Annotated in this window: 12 protein-coding genes; 5 read left to right on the plus strand and 7 right to left on the minus strand. The window is 61.9% G+C overall.

What is annotated here, in order from left to right:
* Positions 1 to 21 precede the first annotated feature (21 nt).
* Complete coding sequence (locus tag ACR9Y2_RS38740) at positions 22 to 867, plus strand: MqnA/MqnD/SBP family protein (protein ID WP_435047285.1); 846 nt, start codon at positions 22 to 24, stop codon at positions 865 to 867.
* 14 nt (positions 868 to 881) lie between these two features.
* On the plus strand, positions 882 to 2,195 hold the full coding sequence (locus ACR9Y2_RS38745; RefSeq protein WP_435047286.1) for a HEAT repeat domain-containing protein: 1,314 nt from the start codon (positions 882 to 884) through the stop codon (positions 2,193 to 2,195).
* 20 nt (positions 2,196 to 2,215) lie between these two features.
* Here ACR9Y2_RS38745 and ACR9Y2_RS38750 read toward each other — a convergent pair whose 3' ends face one another.
* The gene (locus tag ACR9Y2_RS38750; RefSeq protein ID WP_435047287.1) at positions 2,216 to 3,244 is read right to left on the minus strand and encodes a LacI family DNA-binding transcriptional regulator; all 1,029 of its coding nucleotides are present in this window, start codon (positions 3,242 to 3,244) and stop codon (positions 2,216 to 2,218) included.
* A 341-nt stretch (positions 3,245 to 3,585) separates the two neighbouring features.
* Here ACR9Y2_RS38750 and ACR9Y2_RS38755 point away from each other — a divergent pair, with 341 nt between their 5' ends.
* The 3 genes from ACR9Y2_RS38755 (at position 3,586) to ACR9Y2_RS38765 (ending at position 6,470) form a co-directional block, all read left to right on the plus strand.
* A complete protein-coding gene (locus ACR9Y2_RS38755) occupies positions 3,586 to 4,515 on the plus strand; it encodes a phosphatase PAP2 family protein (RefSeq protein ID WP_435047288.1) in 930 nt (309 codons plus the stop codon).
* Entirely contained in the window at positions 4,508 to 6,034 is a 1,527-nt protein-coding gene (locus ACR9Y2_RS38760; RefSeq protein WP_435047289.1) for an LssY C-terminal domain-containing protein, read from the plus strand. Before ACR9Y2_RS38755 ends, ACR9Y2_RS38760 begins: the two co-directional genes overlap by 8 nt.
* 109 nt (positions 6,035 to 6,143) lie before the next feature.
* Positions 6,144 to 6,470, plus strand: a complete 327-nt coding sequence (locus tag ACR9Y2_RS38765; protein ID WP_435047290.1) for a hypothetical protein — start codon at positions 6,144 to 6,146, stop codon at positions 6,468 to 6,470.
* Positions 6,471 to 6,478: 8 nt separating this feature from the next.
* On the opposite strand, the gene ACR9Y2_RS38770 is transcribed toward ACR9Y2_RS38765, so the two are convergent.
* From ACR9Y2_RS38770 to tssE, 6 genes are all read right to left on the minus strand, one after another.
* A complete protein-coding gene (locus ACR9Y2_RS38770) occupies positions 6,479 to 11,512 on the minus strand; it encodes a protein kinase domain-containing protein (protein WP_435047291.1) in 5,034 nt (1,677 codons plus the stop codon).
* Between the two features lie 194 nt (positions 11,513 to 11,706).
* Positions 11,707 to 14,469 (minus strand): type VI secretion system tip protein TssI/VgrG, encoded by a 2,763-nt coding sequence (gene tssI / locus ACR9Y2_RS38775; protein WP_435047292.1) that lies wholly within the window; start codon positions 14,467 to 14,469, stop codon positions 11,707 to 11,709.
* A gap of 29 nt (positions 14,470 to 14,498) precedes the next feature.
* Entirely contained in the window at positions 14,499 to 17,135 is a 2,637-nt protein-coding gene (gene tssH / locus ACR9Y2_RS38780; protein WP_435047293.1) for a type VI secretion system ATPase TssH, read from the minus strand.
* Between the two features lie 3 nt (positions 17,136 to 17,138).
* Positions 17,139 to 18,278 (minus strand): type VI secretion system baseplate subunit TssG, encoded by a 1,140-nt coding sequence (tssG, locus tag ACR9Y2_RS38785; protein WP_435047294.1) that lies wholly within the window; start codon positions 18,276 to 18,278, stop codon positions 17,139 to 17,141.
* On the minus strand, positions 18,242 to 20,080 hold the full coding sequence (tssF, locus tag ACR9Y2_RS38790) for a type VI secretion system baseplate subunit TssF (protein WP_435047295.1): 1,839 nt from the start codon (positions 20,078 to 20,080) through the stop codon (positions 18,242 to 18,244). Before tssF ends, tssG begins: the two co-directional genes overlap by 37 nt.
* Entirely contained in the window at positions 20,070 to 20,567 is a 498-nt protein-coding gene (gene tssE / locus ACR9Y2_RS38795) for a type VI secretion system baseplate subunit TssE (protein WP_435047296.1), read from the minus strand. The genes tssF and tssE overlap by 11 nt, the downstream gene beginning before the upstream one ends.
* Positions 20,568 to 20,578: the final 11 nt, after the last annotated feature.

Genomic DNA, 20,578 nt, shown 5'->3' on the forward strand with positions numbered 1-20,578 from the left:
ATATTTAAGGTTTCTCCCTCTATGCAGCCTTCTTCTCCGCTGGAAATCGTTTGCGCGCACAGCCCGGACTCTGACGACGCGTTCATGTTCTACGCGCTGGCAACGCGCAAAATCCGCTCGCGTCTGGTTCAGTTCCGCCACGTGCTGGAAGATATCGAGTCGCTCAACAGGAAGGCGATGGAGGGGGTGTACGACCTGACGGCGATCTCTTATCACGCCTATCCCTACGTTGCCGATAAGTACATGCTGCTGGCCAGTGGCTCGTCCATTGGTGACGGTTACGGCCCGATGCTCGTCTCCAATGCGCCGATGAGCATCGACGAGATCAAGGGGAAGCGGGTCGCAATCCCCGGCAAACTGACCACGGCGTATCTGACGCTGAAGATCATGGAGCCCGATTTTGAAGCGGTGGTCGTGCCGTTCGACAAGGTGCTGGACGCGCTGCGCGAGCGGACTGTCGATGTAGCCCTGGTGATCCACGAAGCCCAGCTGACCTACTCCAAGGGCGGCTTCCACCACATCACCGATCTCGGGAAATGGTTCAAGTCCACCTATGGCCTGCCGCTGCCCCTGGGCGCCAATGCCTTGCTGCGGAAGCTGCCGGACGACATCAGGACCGAGTGCAGCCGCCTGATGCGGGACAGCATCACTTACGCGCTGGACAATCACGAAGAGTCTTTGAACTACGCGATGCAGTTCGCCCGTGACATGGAGCCGGCCCTGGCAGAGAAGTTCGTCGGCATGTACGTCAACCACTACACGGTGGATGCCGGCGAGATTATTCCCAAGGCGGCACAGAAGCTGCTGGACCTGGGGTTCGAGGCGGGCCTGATTCCGAACCGGGTCCAAGTGGAGTTCGTTCGTTAACTGCTTTATTTCCAATGCAATTTCCCGTCAGTTTGTCAGTGAAGCTGCTCGGCGCGGGGCTGCTTGTGATCTGCGCTCCTTCCTTCGCCTGGCAGGACAAGGACGCGAATAAGCTGAAGATCAAGGGGCTTCGCGAATACGCCAAGCAGGGCTCCACCGCCATCCCGAAGATCACGCCCTATTTCAAGGACATCGATGCAGAGGTGCGTCGCGAGGCGGTGAAGGCGGTTGTCGAGATTGGCACGCAGCGGAGCCTGGAGCCGCTGGCGGAAGTATGTGGGGATAATGACCCGGAAGTGCAGATTCGAGCCACGGACGGGCTGGTGAACTTCTACCTGCCCGGCTATGTGGATCACGGCATTTCCGCCACTTTGCGGCGCGCTGGTGACATGGTGGCGGGCAAGTGGGTCGACGGCAACGACGAAGCGATCGCCCCGGACACGCCGATCCGCAGCGAGATCACGGATGCTCTTTCGCGGCTCGTGTCGGGTGGGTCGTCCATGGATTCGCGAGCCAATGCAGCCCGGGCTATGGGGATTCTGAGGGCTAAGGCGGGCCTGCCGGCGCTGACCGGTGCCTTGCGCTCGAAGGACAGCCGGCTGATGTATGAGTCGTTGATCGCAATCCAGAAGATTCGCGACCAGTCGGCGGGGCGGTCCGTGGTTTTCCTGATTCGAGATCTGGACGAGAAAGTTCAACTGGCGGCGATTGAGACGGCGGGTATCCTGGGGCCGCGGGAGGCTATCCCGGAGCTGAAGCGTGTCCTGGACAACACGAAGAGCAAGAAAGTGCGGCGCGCGGCCGTAGTCGCGCTGGCACAGATCCCGGAACCGGCCAATCATCCCCTGTTCGTTGAATTGTTGGGCGACAAGGACGATGACGTGCGTGGTGGCGCGGCGGAAGGCCTGGGCCGGTTGATGACTCCGGAAGACAAGCCGCTGCTTGTGAAGGCGTGGTCCGGTGAGAAGAAAGCCTCGCCCCGGTTGAGCCAGGCGTTCGCGCTGGCGATGCTGGGCGATACCGAGACGGGGAGCCTGGAGCCGCTCGGGTTCCTGATCAATAACCTCAATCAGCGCGCCTGGCGCAATGTGGCGCTGCCTTTTCTCAGCGAACTGGCACTGAAACAGGTGGCCGCTCGCAAAGCGATCATCGCCGCGATTCAGCCCACATCCACGCAGGAAGAGAAGATCGGCATCGCGGAAGTGTTGTCGGGTACCAAGACGCCAGACGCCATTGCGCCGCTGGAAGCGCTCACGAAGGACGAAGATCCAGCAGTCGCGCGCGAAGCTTTGCGTAGCCTGCGCATTCTGAAGGCCAACATCCAGTAACTGCCCCGCAGCAGGGCCGGTCAGGAGACTTTGCGCCTGGCGGCGCCACGTCCCGCGGGACCGGTGGAGCCTCTTAGGACGAGTTCCGGTTCTATCACCACTTCCCGTCCGCTGGCCACCGCCGGCTCCTCATTCTGCATTAGAGCCGTGAAGGCCAATTCGCCGATCCTCGCTCGCGGAATATGTGCCGTGGTCAACGGCGGCGCGCTGTATTCAGAGAGCTTAATGTTGTCGAAACCGGTGACTGACACGTCGCCGGGCACAGCGAGCCCGCGTTCGCGCAATTCCCGCAGGACTCCGACAGCCATGAAGTCGTTGACGCAGATGATGGCGCTGGGCTGAAAGCCGCCATCCAACAGTTCGCGGGTTGCATTGCGCCCGCCATCCAAACCGTCGCGGTCGACCACAGTACGCCATTCGACATCGTTGCCGTGGCGGGAAACCGAAGCGACGAAAGCCTTTTCGCGTTCGCTGGTGGGCCCCAGACCCGAGTGGTGGCCGACGAAGGCCAGGCTTCGATGGCCCAAATCGTACAAGTACTCGACGATGCGTTCGACGCCTTTGCGGTAGTCCACTCGAATGTTGGTGATGTTGCGGCGCGCGGAACCAACGTCATAGAACACGCAGGGAATCTGCGACTGGGCCAATTCCTGAATCAGTTCCTGATCCATTTCGGAGACGATGACGGCGAGGCCCGCCACGCGGCGGCCGATCATCAGGCGAATACTGCTCACGAGGTGCTCGGGATCGTAATCGGTATTGGCCACCACGACTTCATATCCACTGGCTTGAGCGCTCGCTTCCAACGCCTTGAACACGTCGAAGAAAAAGGGATTCTCCATGTTGGAGGCGATCATGCCGATGGTGCGGCTTTTGCCGCCGGCCAGCGTGCGGGCATGGAGATTCGGATGATAGTTGAGCTGCGCCACCGCCTTCAGGACGCGCGTGCGGGTGGATGTTTTCACCACACTGACGTTGTTCAGCACTCGGGAGACGGTGGAGGTGGAGACCCCTGCCAGTTTGGCAACTTCTTCAAGGTTTCTCGGCATTCGCTGTGCTCAATTCGGGGAGGGCGGCGCGTGTCTCGATTGGAGGCGCATCGCCTTATTCCAACAATACAGCAATCCGGACCCGGGACGCCCGAACGGAATGGCCTAAGTGCGTCCAAAGGAGGCCATCTGTTGACAGGTGTACCCCTGAAAACAGGGACGAAGAACAGCGTTCAGGAGGAGTACCAGCCAGTACTGGACATCGTTAAATTTGACTAAGGGGAGCGAAAAACTACCCCATTGGGGCATGCGCTCTGATAGAGTACGCTGAATAGTCTGTTCCCCAACCTCGTAACGGGTTAAGGGCTGTTGAGCATGGGCAAGAGCCAAGCAGTTCGGCGATGCAACCAGAAATTGGGATGAACGAGGCCGGCCGGCGCAGCCTCTCAGAATCGGGCGGAGCTAACGCCGCTCCAGGCATCTGGAGCGACATGCTTGCGTCCATTCGTCCCACGGAATGGCTGCTAGTCCTGTTCTTCCTCTACACCGCGGTGCTCGCCACCCGTTTCGAATTGACTCCGGCCCGGCGGTTCGTTTCGTATGCGGCGCCTGTCATCGTGCTGGCATTGGGTTACGCAGCCGCTTCGAGCGGGCGAAAAGCGGCCGATATCGCCCGGGATTGGGCCCCGGCTCCGTTGGTCCTGCTGGCTTACTGGCAGATGGACTGGTTCACCTCGTCCCACACTTTGCGTGGCTTGGAATCCAGTTGGCTGACGTGGGACAGAACAGTATTGTATGGCTGGTCACTGCGAAGCCTGATCGAGAGCCAGGGACGGGTGATTCCCTCCTTGTTGGAGCTCGCATACTCCCTGCTCTACTCAATTCCTCCATTGTCGATCGCCGCGCTCTACCTATATCGCCAGCGGCGGCGTGTGGACGAATTCCTCTTCCCCTATCTGCTCAGCACGCTGCTGGTCTACGCCCTGCTGCCATTCTTCCCGTCGGCTTCTCCTCGCATTGAATTCCCAAACATGGACTTGCCCGCCGTCGATACGGTTTTCCGGCGGTTCAATCTATGGGTCCTTTCCTGGGGCGACATTCGCACCGGCGTTTTCCCCAGCGGCCATGTGGCGACGGCCTTTTCGTGCGCCTTGAGCATGCGCTATGCGCTGCCGGAAAAGCCCTGGCTGAGCCGGTTTCTATTGATCCTGGCGGTCCTCATTACTACCGCCACCGTGTACGGGCGCTACCACTACGCGGTGGACGGCGCCGCCAGCATTGTCCTGACAATGATTGCGATTGGCATCAGCCGGAGAATCAGCCGTGATTAGTATATTCACGTTCCTGGCCTGTAGGGCCGCCGCTGTTCTGGTCTGGGTGTTGCTGCTGACGCCGGAACTGGCGACTGCGGGCGCATTCAATACCCTTCCTACAAATTCGGGTACTGTGGTGACAGTCCGGCTTCTTTCGCCCCTGTCCAGTTTCTCTTCCAAACCGGGAGATGAGTTCCAGGCCATCGTGGTGGCTCCGGTAGAGCAGGACGGGCGGATGCTGATGCCTCGCAACAGTATCGTGTTTGGGCGTGTTGCGAAGACGACGAAGGTGGGGCGCGGCTTCATCCATGAGCGGGCGTCCATGCAACTGGAATTTCTACAGTGGCAGCCGCCAGGCGGGGAGAAGCAGGCCTTCTCCGCGCGCCTGACTGAGGTGGACAACGCCCGTGAGCAGGTTTTGGAAAACGGCCGCATCAAGGGGATTCTGGCGACCAGCGGGCCGCCCGGCCTGCTGCTGGGCATGTGGCGCCGCCCGGACCTGACGATGTTCGGCCGGGCCTCCATCGGGTTTTCTGGAATCGCCCATTTCACTTGGCTCCAATCCAACTTTCACCCCGCCATGGCGCCCGGCATCGCGGCCCTGCGGATGCTGCTGGTGCGTTTTCCGGAGCCGGAAATCCACCTGCCGGCGGGCTCCGACCTGGTCTTGACGACAAGGAATAGATTCCAGCCCATGCCCGCGGTTCCGGCGTCGCTGTTGCCGAGGCCTCCGGCTGAACTGGTCTCCCTGGCGGCAGCGCAGCCGTTGCTGACGACGCGGGGGACCAGCGGCAAGTCGGCGGATATTACGAATCTGCTGTTTATCGGATCTCGCGAGGACCTGGAGCAGGCTTTTGAGAAGTCAGGCTGGCATACCGCCGACACGATGGCTCCGCAAACGGTGCTGCGGGCCTATAAGGCAATGACCACGCAGGACAAGTACCCCACAGCACCTGTATCGCTGTTGCAGTTGCAGGGGCGTCCGCCGGACCTCGTTTTCCAGCGGTCGCTCAATACCATCGCCAAGCGCCATCATATCCGGGTGTGGAAGCAGCCGGAACCCTTTGAGGGCCGCGAAGTGTGGGTGGCCGCCGCCACGCACGATACGGGAATCCAGGTGCGGGCCGCCGGCATGTCCTACACTCACCGCATCGACCCCTATATTGACAAAGAGCGGCGCAAAGTGGTGGAGGATCTGAACTTCGCCGGCTGCGTGGAGGACGAAGACCTGGTGGAGCGGCCGGACTTCTCGGACGAACCATATGGCCGGATTTCCACGGACGGGCGGATGGCGGTTGTGCGGCTTAAAACCTGCACCCCCACGGTGGGCCTGACGGCCGCATCCCAGGTTCCGGCTGAGCGAATCCGGCCCTCAGCACGGCTGTTGCGCCGGTTCATCCTGGAGAATCGCCACGCCATCATCCGCGGCAATCTGTACTATCTCGCTTACCAGGGATTCAGCTCCCACTGGAAGCGGAGGCAGCGACCAGTGCTGGCGGCAAGCGCCAGCGAAGAGCTGGACAGCCCGCTGGAATAGAAGCCACTCGACCCACCAAAGCCCACTGGTTCGATAGAGAATGCCCGTCTGACGATTCGCAGACGAATTGCAACGTCCCTGAAGGTGAACGCGTCTAAATCTGTAAGCCATGGAAGCGCTGACGATCTATCAACACGACGAACGCGCCTGTTTTCGATTCCAATTACGAGGCCATCTGGATGAACGGTCGGCCCGCCAGTTGGAGTGTAGCTGGCTGACAGCGCAGTCGATACTGGGCAAGAAAGATCTGGTTGTGGACATCAGCGGAATCACGGAAGTGGATGACGTGGGCCGCAAGTTATTGAACCGGATGAGAGAGAGCGGCGCACAGATCCAGGACAGCGAGACACGGGCCCGAGCCGGGAAGGCCAGGCGGATGCCCGTGGCCCGGCGCCTGCTTTGCCTGATCTTCCCTGCGTCGTGCGGCACCGACTGAGCGACTACTCAGCGGGCCTTGGTGACCATGGTGAATTTCTTCACCGCATATTCGTCATGACCGGGGATGAGACTCTCCGGCACGTAGAATCCAAACTTACCCGCCGCCAGGTCAGACGCTTTGTCATTATAAGAGTCCACCACCACCCAGCGATCGCCGTTCTTTAGCTCGTGGACAATGCGGTCGGAATCGACCGTAATGCGAACTTCAAAGATCCCTGTGTCCTGAATGTGATGCTCGATCCGGGTTTGATCGGTGGATTTGCCGTTCGCCACAAGGACGCGCGAGAAGCTGGTTTTGTCCAGGCGGAAGAGGACGTGGTTGCGGGCGTCGGTGTAGTGCAGGAACCATTGCAGACGCTTGCCCTTGCGCTGCTGGATCTGGAACTGGAACACTCCAGCCGTGTTCGGGAGACGGTAAGTTACATTCTTGCCGCCTTTGCGGACATTCCACTCCCCGTCATTGGACCAGCCATTGGGATCGTCGAAGTCACCCAATCCATGGGTTTCGGCCGGTTTCTTGGGTTGGCGGTCTTCCAGCGTACGCAGGGCTAGGGTCAGCGTCTGGCTCACGCCGTTCTGTACGTTGAGGTTCACAACCGAGGACGTGTGCCTGGGTGAAGATGCGAAAACGATGTAGGAGCCTTCCGGCAGCGACAGGGGATTCTGGGTCACGGGACGAGCCTGCGATTCGGGTTCGTTCGCGCGGCGGATGGTCAGCGCGGCGTCGGAGGGGGTGATGTCGAAACGGACGGTTCCATTGACCTGCTGTGCAGGCAGTTCCACGGTAACCTGTACAGTTTCACCAGATTTGAAATCCCGGCTGACGGGTTTGGACTTGGCAGCGCCACGGTGCAATTCAAAGCTATGGTTGCCCGGCGCCACGTCCACGGAAAAACTGCCATCCGGGGCCAGGGAACCGGCGGCTTGGCCATCAATGAAAAGCTGGGCGCCCGGGGATCCCTGAATCTTGACTGTGGCCAGGCGGGCGATCTGCTTCATCTTGAATTCGACGACGGCCTCTTCGCCCTTCTTGACCTCCACATTCTGAGGGGGCGGCACTTCGAATCCGTCTTTCGAGATGGCCAGTTTGTAACTTCCGGGTTTGATACTGACCAGGCGAACCTGCCCCTGGCGGGTCTTCAGGTAGTGCGGGTAGCCGTTGATGGTGACATTGACGTTATCTTCGCCCGCCTTCACCAGAATCGTACCCATGTCTGCCTCGGCCTTGCCGAGAACAAAGGCCTGAACGATTGGGGTTTGCGCCATCGTGAACGTCAGAGTTCGAGTGGTGGCTCCGACTTCGACGTTGACCGTGTGGGCTCCGGGCTTAACGCCAGTGATCGAAAGTCCATCCACCGGCACCGGTTGAGCCGGTTGACCATCCAGGCTGACCTTGCTGGTGGCATCGCTGTAGTAGATGACGACTCGGTCAAGGTACTGATTCACCAGCATCAGACCCAGATCCTTCACCTGAATGGGCCCAGCCAGGGTGGCCACGGAGCGAGGCGAGAGCTGGATGCCTGCGCTGACTTCGCCCTTAGGCGATACGATTCGCAACTGATAAGAGCCTTCTCCCAGAGAATCGACCGCAAACTCGCCGGGTGCGCCGGGGTTCATGGTCTGCCCGGAAAGAGTGGCCTGGGTGACCTCCGCTTCACTCACAACGCGGACAGCGGGTTTCCATGGCTGCAGTGTCAAGTCAACGACGATTGGCGCGCCAGGACGGACGGTAAAAGTACTGAATGTGGGCTGGTAGCCTTCCAGTTCAGCGGCTGCGCGGTATTCGCCGGGCGACAGATCCAGCTTGAGGTTGGAGACCCCGCGATCCTTGTCACTGATGGCGATTCTGGCGCCCTGCGGCGTGGTACGGACTTCCACCTTCACCAACACGGGCCCCACGGGCTGCGCTTTCTTGAAGATGGCAAAAACGCTGGCGATGAGAATGAGGGCGGCGGCGCCAACCAAGCCGTAGCGTATGGCCTTTGAACCATTGACGAGGGTCGCTAGTGAGGACGGCTTAGCTGGCGGTGGCGGCGGAGCCTGGGATACGAGTACAGGCGGGGGCGATGCGGGGGGCATGGCAGCCGGCGGCGCCATGCCGGGCACGCCCGGGACAATGGGCTTACTGGCGGAGGGGCGCTCCGTTACAGGGACAACCGGGGGAACCCCCGGCACGGGGGAAGGTGCGGGCGGCGGCGGTACCTTGACTGAGGTTTGAGGCGGTACGGGTAGCGGTGCAGGGGGCTGTGGCACGACGAGGGGAGGAGGCTGCACCGGCTGATGCGGGGGCACGTTGCCAATGGGGCCGGGTGGCGGCGGTATGACCGGGGGCGCCACGGTGGGCACGCGGGTGGGCGGCTGGGGAACAATTGGCGGCTGCGCCGGTTTGGGCGGCACGATGGACGGCGGCGGGCCCGGGGTTGAGGCGGCCGGAGGCGGCGGTGCGGGCAGCGGCGGCGGTTGGGGTACTTTGCGGACGCCGCTTTGTGTGCGGTCGAGCGTGGTGTAGAGCTGATTCAGGCGGGCGTCATTCGGATACTTCGACAAGCCCTCCTGCACGATAACAATGGCGCCTTCGAGGTCGCCCGCCGCCTGGAGCTTGCGAGCCTGGGCGGTGCACCAACCGATGAACTCTTCCTTCTTCTTGTCGGCGCGTAACGCGCGCAGGTTCAGTCCGATCGTGTGGCCGGGATCGATCTGCAGAATCTGCCCGACGAGTTCGTCGGCGCTGCCGGGGTCCGTGTCGGCCACGTTCTTGGCTCGCAAAGCCAGGGAATTGACTAATGCGGACCGGATCATGGGGTTGTCACGATCGGTCTGGTACGCCCGCCGCAGCAGATCCAGCGCTGCTTCCGGCTGCCCTTCGGCGGCCGCTGCCCTGCCCTGTTCCAGCAATGAGACCGCGAGGCCGACCTGGGCATGTTTCTCATCCGCCATTTTGCGGAGTTCAATGAGTTCCTGATCGCCCGGGAACTCGGCGAGCGCCTGGGAGGCGGAGGCGGCCGCTTTGGGGAAGTCCCGCGCCTCGATGTGGCGGTCGATCTGTCGAATCCAGCCGGAGCGGGCATCGACCAGGGCCTGCGAGTCGCGGCGCTTCTGAACGCGGTCAATCTCATACTCCAGACCGGGGAACGAGGCATGGATTGCCCGCAATACCTCCCACTGGTCGAGAGCTTCGCCGAATCTTCCTTCGTCCTCATGGAGGCGGGCCCGCGAGGCGACGCTGGAAACGAGGTCACGCTTGTCCCGGGTCAGTTTGAGGGCGCGTTCAAAGTGGCTTTCGCCGGGATGCTGGCGGAGGGCTTCTTCGAGAACGGCGACGCGGCGGTCGAGATCGGCCTCATTGTCGACGCGGCGATCGGTCTCCGCGATGTAGGCGGAGAGATTCTGCCTCTGGCGCTCTTCCACGTCGAACTTGAGAGCCTGAAACAGGGCGTGGCCGGGATACTTGGCCAGGTACTGGTTGCAGATGGCGAGCGATCCGGCATGGTCGCCTTCCGAGAGCAGATGGCGGGCTTTATCGTAGGAGTTCTTGAGTGCTTCGTGCTCGCCTCGCACCTGTTTGTAGAAGTTCTGCAGGGCGAGCATGCGCTCGGCGTCGGTTTCGGGCGCCTGGCCGTCGAGGTTGACCCACTTCTCCAGGTTTGTCAGGGCGCTGGTGACTTCGCCGCGCTGCCAAGCGTCGCGTGCGCTGGCGACCAACCTGCTCTTTTCCTGGCGGACTTTCTCAAACTCCTGCTCCTTGCGCTGGATCTCGGCCAGCAGGGCCAGGGCGTTGGGTTCGTTTGGTCGAAGTTCCAGCAGGCTTTGGAGGGCGGTGCGGGCGTGGGTGAAGGCATTGTTCTCGAGGTGCTTCTTGGCCAGCGCGGCCCATTCTTCAATCTTCCGGGCGCGGCGCTGCTTCTCGACCTCATTGCGGAGCGCCTGAGCGTCCGTGTTTTCGGGATCGAGGTCAAGCGCCTCCTGCACTTTCCGCAGAGAAAGGGCGAACTCTTCCTCCTCGGCGAAGCGGCGGGCACTTTCCAGGAAGCCCCGGACGGTCAATTGGCGTTGGGTTTGTTCCACCTGCCGGCGCAGGAGGAGGATCTCCTGCTCGATGTGACCTTCGCACTCCAGTTCGTTGAGGATTTCGGTGGCGACCTGGTATTCGCCGCGTTCGAAGGCGCGGGAAGCGCGCTCGACGCGCGGCAGGACCTTGGCTGAATCGAAGAAATCGATGGGCTCCCCGCGCTGGGCCTTGGTGAGCGTCTCGCCGAATTCGCGGGCACTGGCATAGCGGTGCCAGGGCTGTTTGGCCATCGCTTTGTGGATGGTGCGGGAGACGTTCAGCGGCACACCCTGGACGAGTTCCGAGATGGGTGGCGGACTACTGTAAAGAATGGCGCGGGAGAGTTCCGCGTCGCTGTTGCCTTCAAACGGGCGGCGGCGGGTGAGCGATTCGTAACTGAGAACACCGAGGGCGAAGATGTCGCTGGCGACGCTGGCGGGCTTCATCTGGAGCAATTCCGGCGCCATGTAGGCCAGGGTTCCGCGTACGCTGGTCTGGGCGGAAGTCTCAACGTGAGCGATGCCGAAGTCGATGATCCGCACCGAATCATCCTCGAGGACGAAGACGTTGCTGGGCTTAAGGTCGCGGTGGATCAGGCCACGGTCGTGGGCAGCCTGGAGGCCGCGGCAGACCTGAGTGAGGATGCCGAGGGCACGATCGATGGTGAGCCGGGCGCTGGAAGTCCGGATGAGCTCCGTGAGGGTGGTGCCGGGCAGGAGCGGCATGACGAAGTAGGGCCGCACCGCGCCCTCATGCTGCATCTCACCGATGTCGTAGATCTCGGCAATGTTCGGATGCGTAATGGAGGCCTGGAGGCCCCACTCGCGGTAGAACAGGTCCAGAGCCGCTTTGCTCTGAACGTCGAGAATGGTTTTTAGGGCCACCTCGCGGTGCATGAGCGTGTCGTACGCTTTGTAGACAACGCCCATGCCGCCACGTCCGAGGACTTCCCGCAGCTCGTAGCGGGAGCGGCCGGACACCGGGGGATGCATTGCATCTCTCCTTCAGATTACGAATTCAGTCAGAGTACTATATCAATCTACAGCGTAAAATCTAGGGTTTCCACCTCGCAAACGTGGCGCGGAGCCGCAATCCCGGCGGCTGGAGATGCCAAATTGTCGGACGAACGGCCTGCGGTTCGGGTTGCGCACGATTGGCAAATCACCAGGCCGTCATCGAAGGGTCTTTATCGCGGCGGCTCTTCGTCCTCCTTGGAGGCGGCTCGCGGCCTGGGGTCCGGGCGAGCGACGGGTTGTTCCACCGCGGGCAGGAAGACTTCACCACCGCTGATGGATGTGGCCGGGGGAGCGGGTGGGCCGGCCGGGGCGGTCGACCCAGGAGAAGACAGACCGGCCGCCTGTCCCGCGGCACTGCCGGCGGCAGCACCACCTGAAGGCGGGGGTTTTTCCGAAGACAGCCCGGCCGCGGGGGCGGCCTGACCAATGGCTTGCCCCAACGCCTGTTGGGCCTGCCCTGCAAGCTGGGACACGGCCTGCCGGGCCTGGTCAACAAACTGTCCGAGCCCATGCTGGACCGGGCCGGAAATTTCCGCAAATGCTCTCTGAGCCTCACCGGCGAGTTGCCCAGCCACCTGCTGGGCCTGGCCGGCTACCTGCCCCACGGCTTCCTGCGCTTTTGCGGCTAAGCCGCCTAAGGAAGTGAAGCCTGCCGCCGGTTGCCCCAACTGGCCGGCAACCGATTGTGATACCCCCTCGGCGAGGCCAGCCGTGGCTGGTCCGAGCGAGACTCCCGCCTGTGCGGCAGCTCCGGCGAGAATGCCGGAGGCACTGCCAGCGACGGCGGCTGGTCCAAGCGAAGAGGTGAGACCGCCAGCTACGCCTGCCATCGCGCCACCGAGGGAGGCACCCACTTGCGAGGCTGCCGACGCGAGTGCCCCTGAAGCTCCGGCGGCAACGCCACCCAGCGGGCCACCGAGGGCTCCGGAGGCAGCGCCGGCGAGGGGACCGGTGAGTCCAGTGAGGCCTCCCTGCAGGAGGTCGCCGGGCTTGATGGGCAGTTCGGGCAGGGAGGGGATGCCCATGCCGGCGTTCGGCAAACCGCAATTCAAGTAGACCATGGGACCCTGGATGACGATGCCCGCGGCGGTGACATCGATGTAGGAGGAGCCGCCCTGGCCCAGGAAGGTGATCCCGGCGCCTGCGTCGAGAACGATGCGGCCTTTGGCCTTCAGATGGATTTCGCCGCCGGATTCGAGGGTATACAACAGGGCAGCCTTCTGATGTGCCTGTCCGCCCACGTTGAGCGAGAGGTTCTTGCCCACCTGCTCCCGCCGTTCACCCTCCACATCGGAGTGGAGATCCTTTTTGACCTGCTCGCTTTGAATGCCATCCACGGTGAGATAGCGATTGTGTTCGACGTGCTCGTTGGTATCGTGTTCGACGGTGATGGTCATGTCGCGTTCGGCGTGTAGCAGGAACTCTTCCTTGCCTTTTGTGTCGTCGAATCGCAGCTCGTTATAGTTGTCGGCCGAGCCTTCGCGCGTAGAGCGGGTTTTGATGCCGCTCCAGTTCTTGTTCTTGGGCAGTTCCCACGGCGGCTTCTGGGTCGCATTGTAGACCCGGCCAACGACGATGGGCCGGTCGGGGTCGCCCTCGAGGAAATCGACAAGCACTTCCTGGCCAACACGAGGCAGGAACATCGCGCCCCAGTTCTTGCCGGCCCAGGGCTGGGCGACGCGCATGAAACACGAGCGGTCTTCGTCCTTCTTGTTCTTCTCCCGATCCCAATGGAACTGGACTTTGACCTGCCCATGGTCGTCCGTGTGGATCTCTTCGGGCTTGGGGCCCACGACGATGGCGGTCTGGACGCCACGCATGATGTGCTTGGGGGTCTTCCGCTTCGGACGGTACTGCACGGTGGCCGGGATGCATTTGAAAGAATTGGTATAGCGGCCCGGACCGCTCAAGTCACCGGCGAAGAAGCTGCCTTCCTCGGCGGTGTGCTTGATTTCCGTGACAACGTACTGCCGGTTCTGATCTTTGCGATCGTGCCCGTACAGATCGAACTTGAAGCCGGGAGAAAGCGCCCGGCTGTCGCCGGAGCCTCGGCAAAACTCGTCGTCAAGCTCCTGCTCTTCCATGCGCGTCGTGGCCCAACTGTCGCCCTCGGGACGTTCCTCGTACTCGCCCGGGTAGTCGTAAATTTCGTACTGTTTGACCGCTGCCTTCTTGGTTTTGGCGGGGACCTCGGAAGTCAGCCTGATCTCCGGGGTGAGAAAATTCCATTCCGCATGCGAGTACTTTCCGGACTCGAACTGACTGTGAAACTCCCAATGGTAGATGGAGTCTTCGGCATGGAAAGTACCGGGTCCGCGGTTCGTCTGGAACTTCATCCGCGCCTGATGGGGACAAGGCTGGTGCACACCGTTGTCGTCGGTGAACACCAGGGTATGTTTGCCCTTCTCATGCTGGAAGAAGTAGTAGATTCCTTCTTCCTCCATGAGGCGGCTGAGAAAGGAAAAATGAGTCTCGCGATATTGAGTGAGATAGGGCCACGGCGTGTGCGGCCGTTTGACCTGGTCAGAATACTGATTGAACCCAAAGCGGCGGAAGACATCCTTGAGGACCTCTTTCACCTCGATCTTTTGGCGGATGAAGCAGTCGGTGGAACGGGTGAGGAACCACAACCAGGGCACGACTTCCGCGCCGTAGTGCACCAACCGGTCCTCATCCGGATGATGCCAAGCCTTGCTGACAACCCCATTCCACCAACGGAATTCCTTCTTTTCCCGAAGACGCACACCGAAGCTGACCGGCTTGCCGACAAGTTGATCGAGATCGAGGTCATTTTCCTCGGAAACCATCTCGAGCTGATAGCGAAACAGCCCGGACATTTCCTCGGTCCCCTCGAACGACTTGAGCAGCAGCCGGTCTTCCCCGAGAGGCGTTTCCAGTTGAAGAAACCGATTCGCCTGCTTCAGATCCCCCATACACAGTGCCTCCGCGCACCCGGCTTGGTTTAACCGGGCGTTGAAGTGTAAACGAACTGCCCACCTTCGCCCACGGCGATCTGGAAGGCAGCGGGCCGGCGGCCTTCCGCAAACTCAGTCAGCAGGACCCGCGAGATCTCGGGCAATACAGTATTGCCGAGAATGTTGTCGATGTTGCGGGCGCCGCTTTCGACTTCAGTACAGCGATTGGCGATCTCGTCCACCACGGCTTCGTCGTAGGAGAGCGGGATGCGATGATTCTCGAGGATGCGCTTCTGCACCTTGCCGACCTTGAGCCGGATGATGGACTTCAGCGCTTCGTCGCGAACCGGGAAGTAAGGGATGAGGCCCATGCGGCCCAGGAACGCCGGTTTGAAGATCTTGTCGAGTTCCGGCTTCATGGCCTTGATGAGCCCGGTGGGCGAAGGCGCGGTTTCCGGATCGGCGACAAGCTTCATCAGCGTATCGGTGCAGGCGTTGGAGGTGAGCAGGATGATGGTGTTCTTGAAGTCGATTTCGCGACCTTCGCCATCTTCCATGTGCCCCTTGTCGAACACCTGGTAGAAGAGTTCGAGCACATCGGGGTGCGCCTTCTCCACTTCGTCCAGCAGGACGACGGAGTAAGGCCGGCGGCGGACAGCTTCCGTGAGCACGCCGCCCTCGCCGTAGCCCACGTAGCCGGGCGGCGAGCCCTTCAGGGTGGACACTGTATGCGATTCCTGGAACTCCGACATGTTGATGGTGATGAGGCTCTTCTCACCGCCATAGAACAGGTCGGCCAGGGCGAGCGCGGTTTCGGTCTTGCCGACGCCGCTGGGCCCAATGAGCATGAAGACGCCGATGGGGCGGTTGGGGTCGTCCATGGACGCCTTGGAAGTCAGCAGGCGCTGGGCGATGACATCGAGGGCGGTGTCCTGGCCGATGACCCGCTGGCCCATGAGGCTGGCAAGGTTCAAAGTGGTCTGGATCTCGTCCTTGAGCATCTTGCCCACGGGGATGCCAGTCCAGGCGGCCAGCACTTCGCTGACGATCTGGGCATCGACGCAGGCGCGGGTGAGCGGAGTCTCGCCCTGGAGTGCGGCTACTTCGGCGGACAGTTTGTCGAGTTCGGCACGCTGGGCGGAGACATCGGCCCCGGGCGTGGCGGTTTCGATGGCCTGGCGGAGTTCGCGGACCTTGAGAACGAGGCCGCTCTCCTTGGTCCAGCGCTCCTGCAGGGTGGCCAGTTCCGCTTCGACCTTCTGTTTGCGTTCGGCAATCTTAGCGAGGCGTTCGGAGTGATCGGCGCCAACAGCCACTTCACGGTCGAGGACACGCTGCTGTACGGCGAGATCGTCGAGTTCGCGAGTAGCGTCCTCGATGGCCGGAGGGGTGGAGTTCTGCCCCAGGGCCAGGCGGGCGCAGGCGGTATCGAGAATGCTGACGGCCTTGTCGGGCAACTGGCGGCCAGCCAGATAACGATGGGAGAGGCGAACCGCCGAATTCACCGCTTCGTCGAGGATGCGTACATTGTGGTGCCTCTCGAGCGAGGTGACGATGCCGCGCAGCATGGTGCAGCAGACATCTTCAGTGGGCTCTTCCACCTTGACGACCTGGAAGCGGCGGGCCAGGGCCGGGTCCTTTTCGAAGTACTTCTTGTACTCCGACCAGGTGGTGGCGGCGATGGTGCGCAGTTCACCGCGGGCGAGGGCGGGCTTCAGCAGGTTGGCGGCGTCGTTCTGGCCAGCCTGGCCGCCGGCGCCGATCATGGTGTGGGCTTCGTCGATGAACAGGATGATGGGCGTCGCGGAGGACTTCACCTCTTCGATGAGGCCCTTCAAGCGGTTCTCAAACTCACCTTTGACGCCCGCGCCGGCCTGAAGCAAAGCCAAGTCGAGCGTGCGGACCGTAACATTGCGGAGCGCCGGGGGCACATCCCCATTGGCCACGCGGGTGGCAAAGCCTTCGACGACGGCCGTCTTGCCGACGCCGGCTTCACCGGTAAGGATGGGGTTGTTCTGCCGGCGGCGCATCAGGATATCGACCAACTGGCGGATCTCGGTGTCGCGGCCGAGAACGGAGTCGATCTTGCCAGCCTTGGCGTGCTCCGTCAGGTTGACGGTGAATTGATCGAGGTTCGGAGTTTTGCCGCCGGTCTTGCGCGCCGGGGCTGGTGTTGCTCCTTCTTCGAGCGCCTCATCCCCTTCGCCGTCCTCGATGGAACCGGCGATGATGCCCATGAGTTCGCTTTTCAGCTGCTCGGGCTGGATGCGGCCCAACTCGCGGCTGGATTCACGGGCCATCCGCCACAGGGCATCGTTCTGCGTGAGCGCAAGGACCGTGAAGCCGGTGCGGATCGATGACGCGTTGTATTCCAGGGAGCCGAGCGTCCAACCGTCGCTGAACATCTGAATCAGCGACTCGCTGAAGGCAGGCGTGCGTCCGTTGCCGCGCTTAAAGCGGTCGAGGGCCTTATTCAGTTCCGCGTCGAGGCGGGATGGGTCGAGCCCGAAGTGGTGAAAGATGCGGCTGCTGTCGCCGTCTGAGTTTTCGAGAAGCCGAAGCAGGAAGTGCTCGATTTCGACGTTGTAGTGAGTACGCGCCACGCAGAGTCCGGCGGCGGATTCCAGGGTCTGTCGGGCGGTGTCATTTAGCTTGCTGACAAGCGACTTGAGATTAGCGGCCATCTGTTAAGCAACCTCCCATAACCGGTAGACCGTGTCGTCAGGGTCCCGATCCATTGGCTTTGATTTGATCCAGCTCAACCAACTGAGCTGGGGCGCGTCCTCTCCCTCGGCTCCTAACAGGCAGCCAGGGGCCTCTTCGCGCTTTAAAACGAGCTGCACTTCGAAATCATACTCATCCCGGCTGATAAAACGGGCGAGGGCCCGGAGCGCGGGGAAGGCGACACCATCGGGCAGGAACTCACGATAGCGGTCGAGCGTGAGCGGGCCGATGCGGAGCCGCATGGTGGACTGCTGATCCCAGACCTCGTCACCGGCAACGGCGCCCTGTCCAAGGCGGGCGGCGGGTACAGCGTCAGGGTCGTCGTCGAGGAGGCACAGGCTGCCCGGATCCAGCTTGCGCCACGAACCGACGAATTGAACCACTTCGACGGGGACGTCGAAATAGTCTGTCAGGATCTGCTGCATGGCGATGGCGGAGCGAGGCTGCTGGGACAGCAGGCCGGCATAGAACTTGAGGGCTTCGTCGGGGATGTCCTGGCGGTTTTGTAGTTTTGGGGTTCCAAGGCCGACGAAGTGGAGCAGGGTGTCGCTGAGGCCGGAATCTTCCCCTCGCTCATAGGGCACCTGGAAGTGGTACTTCTCCCAGCTGCGGTAGAAGAGCGACGTGAGCCGGTGGTTGAACAGGTCGAAGAACTCGGCCGCGGTCTTGTCACCAGCGCGGAGGCGTTCAGTGACGTAAGCCGTGTAGGTGACGGGCAACTCGCCCACGGGTCCGGTGACCCCCAGGAAGTTGACGCTCATTTTGGGCGTACCGGAATCAGGGACCTCAAGCGACTGGATCTCACTCGCCGGGTAGCCGAGCGTCTGATGAGCGGAGAACCGAACGGCTTCCCGTGACGGGTCTTCAAACCGGCCGATGGATGCACGCTCGGGCTGGAGCAGTTGCAGCAGCCGGGCAGCCTGGAAAAACCGGTAGTCCTGGGGGCGATCGAGGAGGTGTTGAGGCAGCACAGTCTTGGGCTCGGCGGGACCAGGGGAAACATTGGTCTGCGACTGGACGTGCGGGGTCGGCGGCACATCCGGCGCGCCCCCAGCCGCCCGCTGCTTTAGAGCAGGATTCCGTAGCCTGACCTTGCGGGCCATTGCTTCAGGATCTCCTTACGCTGCCGGCTCCACACTTCGAGCTGGCTGAACCCATTCATGTTGACATAAAGTCCGAGGAAACGATCGAGGACACTGGAAAAAAGATAAGCACTGGCTCCGACGAAGCACTCTTCGTCGAGTTCGACCTGGACTTTCATGCCCCGTACAAACGAGATGCCATAGTCGCCCATCACGCGGGCGAAGTGCCGGCGGCTGGTGAGGGTGGAGAGCCCCTCCACCTGGCGCTCTCCGAATCCGGCCGGTGGAGTGTAGAGACGCAGGATCTCCTGGAGGGCGTCCCGGCCCTCTTCGATCAGCGAAAGATAGTTCAAGGAAAGCTGGGAAAGGAGCCGCCAGAGCACCGCTCCGCCCAGCGAAGGACGGATGGTGGGGGTGGGTTTGCGCAGCGCGATCACACGGGTGACCGTGGATGCGACGTCGAGTTCGAAGTCACCAGTATCCTCACCAAACGGCATGCGGGAAGGCAGCTCGCGGTTCGTGCACAAGCAGCGGACGGTGAGCGTGTCAATATCGGGGCGGCGTGGTTGACCGGCGAGATCGACGGTGGACAGCCACAGATCAGTGTTGTCGTCCATGCGTACGCTGGAGTCGCGGCGAGTGGCGTGCCAGAAGAGCTCGCCCTGCCGTCCGGTTGGGCTGTGGCGGACGGAGTAGAAAGGATCGAAGTTGAACACTTCGCTGGTAATGGGGTTGGTGCCGACAACGGATTCGATGGAGAAGACCTCGTAGGAATCGGGCCGGCGGGCATCCGGCACCACGGGATATTCAAAGCGTGTGCCGTCGAGGGTGACCGGGTCGGCTGTGTGCGGGAAGAGATTAACGAGGGTGCAACAACCAAGCCGCAATGTTCGTTCGCTGACACCGAGTTGCAGCATGGGCAGCCAATCTGGCCGCTCGCAGTCGCCGCAGAGGAAGACCAGTTCGACATTCTCACCAAATCCGGCCTCGCGCAGAACCTCCAGCCCCTTCAACTCCAAGAAGAGGAACTTCTCGGGAAATGCGAAGTACTCCTGCAACAGGCGGTACCCATCGAATGAGCGCCGCGGGTAAGGGATCAGCGACTCTTCCTGAGAGAACCCACAAGGCTGCAAGCAGGATGCAGGGAGCACGACCGGCGCTTTGTGCGAGCGCGGATTGAGATCGCGGGCGATGATGCGCAGGCAGCGCCCGGCGAGCATCTCGTAGAGCGGGTAGACAATGCTCGCTTCGGCATTGAGAAAGAACCGGAGCGAGTTAATCGGCAGGGTGGAGAACGAGGCGCCATGGCCGCAGGCGAGTTCGATGCGGAGCGCGCCGGGGGCATCGGTGCTGCGAATGGGCTGAGCCAATCGCTCGGGTGTCACCCATTGGGCGGCGGCGAGGCGAATGGGCCAGAGCTCGAGGTCGAATCCGGTGCGGAACTGGAGCCGGACTCCGCCAGTGGCGCGGGAAAACAGAGCGGAACCGCGCGGCAGGACCGTGCGCGTGGTTAATCCGGAGCGTTCGGAGTCGAGGGAGAACTCGGCCACTGTCATCGACGGCAGCGGCCGGATGTAATGCGGAAAGAGGATACCGAGCAGGGCCTGGGTGAGCTCAGGAAATTCGTCGTCGAGTTTGAGGTGGAGGCGGGCGGCCAGGAATGAGAAGGCCTCGATGAGGCGCTCGACGTGGGGATCCTCACAACGGTTTGGCTCCAGTAGCAGGCGCGAGGCGACCTTCGGATACTTGGAGGCAAACTCCGCGCCAAGTTGACGGACGTAGGCTAGTTCGCGTTCGTAATAGTTCAGCAGATCACTGCGCACCGGGCCCCCCCTCCACTTTGTAGGTTCCGCTGGTCAGTTCCAGTAGGGTATCGAATTGTATGCGCTCAGGGCCAGGCTCTACACGCAGAATCCCCTCAATCTGGAAGCGGATGATGCGGGCGGCGGCGGTGATGGGTTGCATGGAAACGATGACGGTGCGGAGCCGGGGTTCAAATGTGGCGATGACCTGCTCGATGAGGCTGACCAGTTCGGACTGGTCGCGCTCAGTATTCAGTGCGTATCCGGTGAGATCGGGCAGTCCGTAGTTGAAGAGCGATTCGGGCAGTTGGACCGAACCCGCAGGGATCTCCGTGATGCGGCGGCGGGAGTTCAGCAGCCACTCGATGTCGCGGCGCAGGCTGGCCTTCAGGTCGCGCAACGCCTGGCCGCGCGACACCTCGCCCTCAGACCGGTTGCGAGGTTCCTCGTCAGTAAGCCGGTCGAGGAGCGAGGGAAGTATTTCTTGACGAGTCCGCCGTTCCGCCATGGTCCCCAAGC

The sequence above is a fragment of the Paludibaculum fermentans genome (assembly GCF_051172195.1).
Classification (GTDB): Bacteria; Acidobacteriota; Terriglobia; order Bryobacterales; family Bryobacteraceae; genus Paludibaculum; species Paludibaculum fermentans_A.